The following is an 8,498-nucleotide window of genomic DNA, read 5'->3' as shown; positions in this document are numbered from 1 at the left end:
GGGCGCGGAGGGCTCGCGGGCGGCGTGGCCGAGGCGCTCGCGGCGGAGGACGACGCCCCGCCGGCGGAGTTGCCGCCGCCCGCGGAGTTGCCGCCGTGCCGGGGCCCCGAGCGGGTACCGCCGGACGCAGCGCCACCGGAGCCGCCGCTCCGCGCCGTGGAGGAGGAACGGGAACCGGAACCCGAACCGGAGCCCGTACGGCCCGGCGCCTCTGCCGGGCCGGCACCCGCGGAACCCGCGCCCGCGGAACCCGCGCCCGCCGACCCCGCGCCCATGGAACCCGCGGCGTTGCGGACGGACTTGAAGGCACCCCGCAGGCGCTCGCCCGAACTGCTGCCCTCCGAGCGCCGCTTGCGTCTGCCACCGGTCGTGCCGGCGCTGTAGGCGGGCCCTTCGCTCTTGCCGGAGGACGGGGGCGCCGAAGGGGACGCGGAAGCGGAAGGGGCGTCCGGAACCGGCGGCAGTATCGACGTACGTTCCGCGGGACCGTCCACCGGACCCGGGGCCGACGGGATCTTGTGGCCGGAGGCGACCGGCTCCAGCAGCAGCCGGGCGCCGTCCACATCGAGCCGCTTCTCCGGGTCCTTGACGAGCAGCCCGGAGATCACCTCGCGCAGCTCGCCCGCGTGCTCGGGGTAGGGGACGGGCTCGGTCATCACGGCCGTCAGCGTGGAGATCGCGGAGCCCTTGTCGTACGGCGGGCGGCCCTCGACGGCGGCGAACAGCAGACCGCCCAGCGACCACAGGTCGGCGGGCGGGCCCGGCGGCTTGCCGCGCGCCCGCTCGGGCGAGATGTAGGACGGGGCGCCGACGAGCATGCCGGTGGAGGTGACGGAGGGGTCGCCCTCGACCTTGGCGATGCCGAAGTCGGTGAGGACGACGCGGCCCGTGCCGTCCTCCAGCAGCACGTTGGAGGGCTTCACATCGCGGTGCAGGATGCCTTCGCGGTGGGCGGCGCGGAGGACGTCGAGGATGGCGAGCCCGACCTCGGCCGCACGCTGCGGGTCCAGCGGGCCGTCGGTCTTGATCTTGTCGGCGAGGGAGCGGCCCTCGACCAGCTCCATCACGATCCAGGGGCGGCTGTCCTCGTTGACGACGTCGAAGACGGTGACGGCGCTGCCGCTGCGGATCCGCGCGATGGCTTTGGCCTCACGCAGGGTGCGGGTGATGAGTCGCTGCTTCTCCTCCTCGTCGACGCTGGAGGGGAACCGAAGCTCCTTCACCGCGACACGCCGGCCCAGGATTTCGTCCTCGCCGCGCCAGACGGTGCCCATACCGCCACGCCCGAGGACTCCCCCGAGCCGATAGCGCCCGCCTACCAGCCGTCCCGCGTCCTCGCTCATGAATCCCCTTGTATCCCCTCTGCGTGAGAGCCCGCCCCCGGCAGAGCCTTCATTGTGAACCATCGCTCTGACAAGACGTGTACGGGGGCGGCACAGTTACACCACAGCCCCACCACTTCTCACCCGGGCTCACACGCTCAACAGCCATTACGGACAGGACCAGTCCAACGGGGGACCCGCGGCCGGGTCCCCCTGAAGCTTTCGGCTCTGCTTCAGCTCTCACATAGTGGCCTCACACGGCGTGCTGTCACACCGGAACGATGTCAGGCGCCCCCAGCCGTGCCGCGTCCGCCGTCTGGTCGTCGGGCTGCAACTGCGACTCCCGTTCGGCCTCGACCCGCTTCTCGTAGTGCTCGGCCTCCCGGTCCACCTGGTCGGAGTCCCAGCCCAGCACCGGCGCCATCAACTCGGCGCACTCGCGCGCGCTCCGTACGCCCCGGTCGAAGGTCTCGATTGAGATGCGCGTACGGCGCGTCAGTACGTCGTCCAGATGACGGGCGCCCTCGTGCGTGCAGGCGTAGACGATCTCCGCCTTCAGATAGTCGTCCGCCGCGGGCAGCGGCTGCCCGAGTTCGGGGTCCTTCGCGACCAGGTCGAGCACTTCCTCGGTCATCGAGCCGTAGCGGCCCAGCAGATGCTCCACCCGCGCCACATGCAGCCCGGCCCGCTGGGCGAGCCGCGCACGTCCGTTCCACAGCGCGTGGTAGCCCTCGGCACCGGCCAGCCGCACCTGTTCGGTGACGCAGTCGGCGACCCGGTGGTCGAGCGCGTGCACCGCCTCGTCCACCGCGTCCTTGGCCATCACCCGGTACGTCGTGTACTTGCCGCCCGCGATGACGACCAGGCCCGGCACCGGGTGGGCGACGGTGTGCTCGCGGGACAGCTTGCTGGTCGCCTCCGACTCGCCGGCCAGCAGCGGACGCAGCCCCGCGTAGACGCCCTCCACGTCGTCGCGGGTCAGCGGAACGGCCAGCACCGAGTTGACGTGGTCGAGCAGATAGTCGATGTCGGCGCTGGAGGCGGCCGGGTGCGCCTTGTCCAGATCCCAGTCGGTGTCCGTGGTGCCGATGATCCAGTGCCGGCCCCACGGGATGACGAACAGCACGCTCTTCTCCGTGCGCAGGATCAGCCCCGTCGTGGAGTTGATGCGGTCCTTGGGCACCACCAGATGGATGCCCTTGGAGGCGCGGACGTGGAACTGGCCGCGCTCGGCGATCAGTCCCTGGGTGTCGTCCGTCCACACCCCGGTCGCGTTGACGACCTGACGGGCCCGCACCTCGAACTCGCCGCCCTGCTCCAGGTCCTCGATCCGCGCCCCGACCACCCGCTCCCCCTCACGGAGGAAGCCGACCACCCGCGCACGGTTGGCCGCGAGCGCCCCGTACTCCGCCGCCGTGCGCACCAGTGTGGCGACGAACCGCGCGTCGTCCACCTGTGCGTCGTAGTACTGCAGCGCCCCCACCAGCGCCTCCCGCTTCAACGCCGGTGCCACCTGGAGGGCATGACGGCGGGAGAGGTGACGGTGCCTCGGCAGGCCGCGGCCGTGCCCGGACGAGACGGACATGGCGTCGTACATCGCCACGCCCGTGCCCGCGTACAGCCGCTCCCAGCCGCGGTGCTGCAGCGGATACAGGAACGGCACCGGCTTGACCAGGTGTGGTGCCAGCCGCTCCAGCAGCAGCCCGCGCTCCTTGAGCGCTTCACGCACCAGTGCGAAATCCAGCATCTCCAGATAGCGCAGCCCACCGTGGATGAGCTTGCTGGAGCGGCTGGAGGTACCCGAGGCCCAGTCGCGCGCCTCCACGATGCCGGTGGACAGGCCGCGGGTGACCGCGTCCAGCGCCGTGCCCGCGCCGACGATGCCCCCGCCGACCACCAGTACATCCAGTTCGGTCTCGGCCATCCTCGCCAGCGCGTCCGCGCGCTGTTCCGGTCCCAGTGCCGCTGTCCTCACTGCTGCCTCCCAAGCTGCTCGACTGGTGCTCGACTGGTCTTGCCGTCAGGTCGTCGTCAGTTCTCGGACACCGCCGCCGTGGTCCCCCTGACGATGGTCCCCCATTCCCGCGACTTTGGCCGAGCGTCGGCCCTGCTGAGCGCGCAATCCGACTTGTCTGTCATATGGGCTCTTAACCTTAATGCGCGCCGCTCGCCACTCCCGGTGCTGCCCGGGGACGGAACCGGGACGATAAGGGGAAGGGAAGACCGCTGTCATGCCCGCAGATCTCGCCGTGCTGGGACTCGCCCATTCGGGGCTGCCGCTCGCCCAGGCAGCGACGGCGAACGGAATCGGCACCATCGGGTACGACCCCGACCCTGCGACCGTCGCCGAGATCTCGGCGGGCCGGCCGCCGAGCGACGCGCCGCTGACCGCCGCCGAGGTGCGGCGGATGCTCGCCAAGGGGTTCCGTGCCGGCAGCGACCCCGCCGTCCTCGGCCGCGTCCGTACCGCCGTGATCTGCGCCCGCACCTCGCTCGGCCCCAGCCGGGCGCCCGACATGAGCGCGGTCCGCACCGCGGCCCGCACCCTGGCCGCCCGGCTGCGGCCGCGCACCATCGTCATCGTCGAGTCGAGCGTCTACCCCGGCTGCACGGAGGACGTCGTGCGCCCGCTGCTGGAGGAGGGATCAGGGCTGCGCGCCGGGCGCGACTTCCACCTCGCCTGCTCACCCACCCGCGTCGACCCGGGCAACCGCAGCCACGACTACGCCACCATCCCCAAGGTCATCGGCGGCCTCACCCCCGCCTGCACCGAGGCCGCCGCCGCCTTCTACGGACGGCTCACCAAGGTCGTCCGGGCCCGCGGGCCGCGCGAGGCGGAGACGACCAAGCTGCTGGAGACCAACTACCGGCACATCAACATCGCCCTCATGAACGAGATGGCCGTCTTCTGTCACGATCTCGGCATCGACCTGTGGGACGTCGTACGGTGCGCGGAGACCAAGCCCTTCGGCTTCCAGTCCTTCCGGCCGGGCCCCGGCGTCGGCGGCCCCGGCATCCCCGTGGACCCCAACTACCTCTCCTACCACAGCCGTTCGCTGGGCTATCCGCTCCGCATGGTGGAGCTCGCCCAGGAGGTCAACGAGCGGATGCCGCGCTATGTCTCACAGCGCGCGGCCGTACTGCTCAACGAACACGGCAAGTCCGCGCGCGGCGCCCGCATTCTCCTCCTGGGCGTCACCTACAAACCCGACCTCGCCAGCCAGGAGGGCGCCCCGGCCCGTGAAGTCGCGGGCCGGCTCAAGGAACTGGGAGCGCAGCTGAGCTACCACGACCCCTATGTCCCCCAGTGGCGCGTCGCGGGCCAGCCCGTGCCCCGCGCCGACGCGCTCTACGAGGCCGCCGCCGAGGCGGACCTCACGCTGCTGTTGCAGAACCATCGCACCTACGACTTGCAGGGGCTCGCCGCGAAGGCCCAGATTTTGCTGGACACCCGTGGTGCGAGCCCCACGGGGGCGGCTCACAGGCTGTGAGGGGCCCGGCCCGCGCCTGAGGGACCCGGCCCGGGCGCCTGGCGGGGCGCTTCAACCAGCCCTAGCGGGAGCGGGCGACCGTCACCTCGACGCGCTGGAACTCCTTCAGGTCCGAGTAACCCGTCGTCGCCATCGCCCTGCGCAGCGCGCCGAAGAAGTTCATCGAGCCGTCAGGGGTGTGGGAGGGGCCGAGCAGCACCTCTTCCAGGGTGCCGACGGCACCGAGGTCGACCCGGCGGCCGCGCGGCACATCCGCGTGCACGGCCTCCATGCCCCAGTGGTGCCCCTGGCCAGGCGCGTCGGTGGCCCGGGCCAGCGGGGAGCCCATCATCACGGCGTCGGCGCCGCAGGCGATGGCCTTGGGCAGATCCCCGGACCAGCCCACTCCGCCGTCGGCGATGACGTGCACATACCGCCCGCCGGACTCGTCCATGTAGTCCCGCCGTGCCGCGGCGACATCCGCGACCGCGGTCGCCATCGGCACCTGGATACCGAGCACGTTCCGCGTCGTGTGCGCGGCCCCGCCGCCGAAGCCGACCAGCACACCGGCCGCGCCCGTACGCATCAGATGCAGCGCGGCGGTGTACGTGGCGCAGCCGCCGACGATGACCGGCACGTCCAGTTCGTAGATGAACTGCTTGAGATTCAGCGGCTCGGCCGCACTGGAGACGTGCTCGGCGGAGACCGTCGTGCCGCGGATCACGAACAGATCCACGCCCGCGTCCACCACGGCCTTGGAGAACTGCGCCGTACGCTGCGGCGACAGCGCGGCGGCCGTCACCACGCCCGAGTCGCGGACCTCCTTGATCCGCTGCCCGATCAGCTCTTCCTTGATCGGCTCGGCGTAGATCTCCTGCATCCGGCGGTTGGCGGTGGCCTCGTCGAGCTCGGCGATCTCGGCCAGCAGCGGCTCCGGGTCCTCGTACCGCGTCCACAGGCCCTCGAGGTTGAGGACGCCGAGGCCGCCGAGCTCACCGATCCGGATGGCGGTGCGCGGCGAGACGACCGAGTCCATGGGCGCGGCGAGGAACGGCAGCTCGAAGCGGTAGGCGTCGATCTGCCAGGCGATCGAGACCTCCTTCGGGTCACGGGTGCGCCTGCTGGGCACCACGGCGATGTCGTCGAAGGCGTACGCCTTCCGCCCGCGCTTGCCGCGCCCGATCTCGATCTCAGTCACGTCCACTGCCTCTCACTCTGGTGTGCCGCGCCCCAGTATCACCGACACAACGCCGGCCCTCCCGCGAGGGTCAGCGGCGCGAATAGTTCGGCGCCTCGGTCGTCATCTGCACATCGTGCGGGTGGCTCTCCTTGAGCCCTGCAGCGGTGATGCGGACGAACCGGCCGCGGGCCTTCAGCTCGGGGACGGTACGGCCGCCGACGTAGAACATCGACTGCTTCAGACCGCCGACCAGCTGGTGCACGACAGCGCCGAGCGGGCCGCGGTAGGCGACCTGCCCCTCGACGCCTTCGGGGATCAGCTTGTCGTCGCCGCTGACGCCTTCCTGGAAATAGCGGTCCTTGGAGTAGGACTTGGCGTCACCGCGGGTCTGCATCGCGCCGAGCGAGCCCATGCCGCGGTAGGACTTGAACTGCTTGCCGTTGATGAACAGCAGCTCGCCCGGCGACTCCTCGCAGCCCGCCAGCAGGCTGCCCAGCATCACCGTGTCGGCCCCGGCGACCAGGGCCTTGGCGATGTCGCCGCTGTACTGCAGGCCGCCGTCGCCGATGACCGGGACGCCTGCCTCCTGCGCCGCCTGTGCCGCCTCGTAGATCGCGGTGACCTGCGGAACGCCGATGCCGGCGACGACGCGGGTGGTGCAGATGGAGCCGGGGCCCACGCCGACCTTCACACCGTCCACACCGGCGTCGATCAGCGCCTTGGCACCGTCACGGGTGGCGATGTTGCCGCCGACGACGTCCACGCCCGGGTGGTTCGACTTGATCTTGGCGACCATGTCGCCGACGAGCCGGGAGTGGCCGTGCGCGGTGTCGACGACGATGAAGTCGACGCCCGCCTCGATCAGCGCCTGCGCCCGCTCGTACGCGTCCCCCGCCACACCGACCGCGGCGCCGACGACCAGCCGGCCCTCGGAGTCCTTGGCCGCGTTGGGGTACTGCTCGGCCTTGACGAAGTCCTTGACGGTGATGAGGCCCTTGAGCGTGCCGGCACCGTCCACCAGCGGCAGCTTCTCGATCTTGTGGCGGCGCAGCAGCTCCATCGCCTCGTTGCGGGAGATCCCGACCTCGGCGGTGACCAGCGGCATCGGCGTCATGACGTCCCGCACCTGGCGGCTGCGGTCCAGCTCGAAGGCCATGTCGCGGTTGGTGACGATGCCGAGCAGCTTGCCCGCCGCGTCGGTGACCGGGACGCCGCTGATCCGGAACCGGCCGCACAGCGCGTCGGCCTCCTGGAGCGTGGCGTCAGGGCGGATGGTGATCGGGTCGGTGACCATGCCGGACTCGGACCGCTTGACCTGGTCGACGTGGTTGGCCTGGTCCTCGACGGAGAGATTGCGGTGCAGCACGCCCACGCCGCCCTGGCGGGCCATGGCGATGGCCATGCGTGCTTCGGTGACCTTGTCCATGGCGGCGGACAGCAGCGGCACATTGACCCGTACGTTGCGCGAGACGTACGACGCGGTGTCGATGTCGTGCGGGGCCATGTCCGACTCGCCCGGCAGCAGCAGGACGTCGTCGTATGTCAGGCCCAGAGTGGCAAATTTCGCGGGCACTCCGTCGACGTTCTCAGTCATGACACCTTTCCCAATCCTTGCCCCTGCCGGATGTCCATGCTATCGGCCCGGCGAGGTGCGCCGGACCGCCTGTGGACAACCCCTCCGGGCCTGCGCGACACCGGAGAACTCCGGAAAACTACTGCTCGGCCAGCGCTCGCAGCCTGCTGAGCGCGCGGTGCTGGGCAACGCGGACGGCGCCGGGTGACATTCCCAGCATCTGTCCGGTCTCCTCGGCCGTCAGCCCCACCGCGACCCGCAGCAGCACCAGCTCGCGCTGGTGTTCGGGGAGATTGGCCAGCAGCTTCTTGGCCCACTCCGCGTCGCTGGACAGCAGCGCACGCTCCTCGGGGCCGAGGGAGTCGTCGGGCCGCTCGGGCATCTCGTCCGAGGGCACGGCAGTCGAACCGGGCCCGCGCATCGCGGCCCGCTGCAGATCGGCGACCTTGTGCTGGGCGATGGCGACGACGAACGCCTCGAAGGGCTTTCCGGTGTCCCGATAGCGCGGCAGCGCACAGAGCACCGCGATACAGACCTCTTGGGCGAGATCGTCGACGAAGTGACGCGCGTCACCGGGCAGTCGGGTCAGCCGCGTACGGCAGTAGCGCAGCGCCAGCGGGTGTACATGGGCGAGCAGATCGTGTGTGGCCTGGCGGTCGCCCTCGACCGCGCGTTGGACGAGCTTGCCGACCTTCGCGACCTCGGCCGCGTCCGCGGCCCCGGGCGGCGGCGGCCCGTTCTCCTCGTCGCGCATCGGTCCATGGTGCACCGACGCCGCGCGGTCCGCCGCACCGCGCTCGTAGATGTGAGCCGAAGCGTTATGAGCAGGCGCACTGGCCCTCATGTCCACGCCCTCCCCTCACGCCTGACCGATCGGTCCCCGAGGAACTCCATACAACAAGCATGCGGCACGCGCGAGATTTCCCGGCTGCCGCGGGGGAAACCGCGGGGAC

6 protein-coding genes are annotated in these 8,498 nt (G+C 71.1%); 1 reads left to right on the top strand and 5 read right to left on the bottom strand.

The genetic code is table 11. From position 1 onward, the window contains the following. The coding region (locus tag ITI46_RS31615) for a serine/threonine-protein kinase (protein WP_247746898.1) at window positions 1-1,343 on the bottom strand (1,343 nt) is incomplete at its 3' end. 247 nt (window positions 1,344-1,590) lie between these two features. Then, a complete protein-coding gene (locus ITI46_RS31610; protein ID WP_209243369.1) occupies window positions 1,591-3,297 on the bottom strand; it encodes a glycerol-3-phosphate dehydrogenase/oxidase in 1,707 nt (568 codons plus the stop codon). 256 nt (window positions 3,298-3,553) lie between these two features. On the opposite strand from ITI46_RS31610, the gene ITI46_RS31605 reads away from it, so the two are divergent. Continuing rightward, the gene (locus ITI46_RS31605) at window positions 3,554-4,813 is read left to right on the top strand and encodes a nucleotide sugar dehydrogenase (RefSeq protein WP_209243368.1); all 1,260 of its coding nucleotides are present in this window, start codon (window positions 3,554-3,556) and stop codon (window positions 4,811-4,813) included. A 61-nt stretch (window positions 4,814-4,874) separates the two neighbouring features. On the opposite strand, the gene ITI46_RS31600 is transcribed toward ITI46_RS31605, so the two are convergent. The 3 genes from ITI46_RS31600 to ITI46_RS31590 all read right to left on the bottom strand — a co-directional run bounded on the left by ITI46_RS31600 (window position 4,875) and on the right by ITI46_RS31590 (window position 8,299). Continuing rightward, entirely contained in the window at window positions 4,875-5,990 is a 1,116-nt protein-coding gene (locus tag ITI46_RS31600; protein ID WP_209243367.1) for a GuaB3 family IMP dehydrogenase-related protein, read from the bottom strand. A gap of 70 nt (window positions 5,991-6,060) precedes the next feature. Next, entirely contained in the window at window positions 6,061-7,566 is a 1,506-nt protein-coding gene (guaB, locus tag ITI46_RS31595; RefSeq protein WP_209243366.1) for an IMP dehydrogenase, read from the bottom strand. Between the two features lie 118 nt (window positions 7,567-7,684). Further along, entirely contained in the window at window positions 7,685-8,299 is a 615-nt protein-coding gene (locus ITI46_RS31590) for a sigma-70 family RNA polymerase sigma factor (RefSeq protein ID WP_247746897.1), read from the bottom strand. Between the last annotated feature and the right edge of the window lie 199 nt (window positions 8,300-8,498).

Source organism: Streptomyces oryzae (assembly GCF_017676365.1).
GTDB classification, from domain to species: domain Bacteria; phylum Actinomycetota; class Actinomycetes; order Streptomycetales; family Streptomycetaceae; genus Streptomyces; species Streptomyces oryzae.
This window is presented reverse-complemented; position numbering and strand designations above follow the sequence as displayed.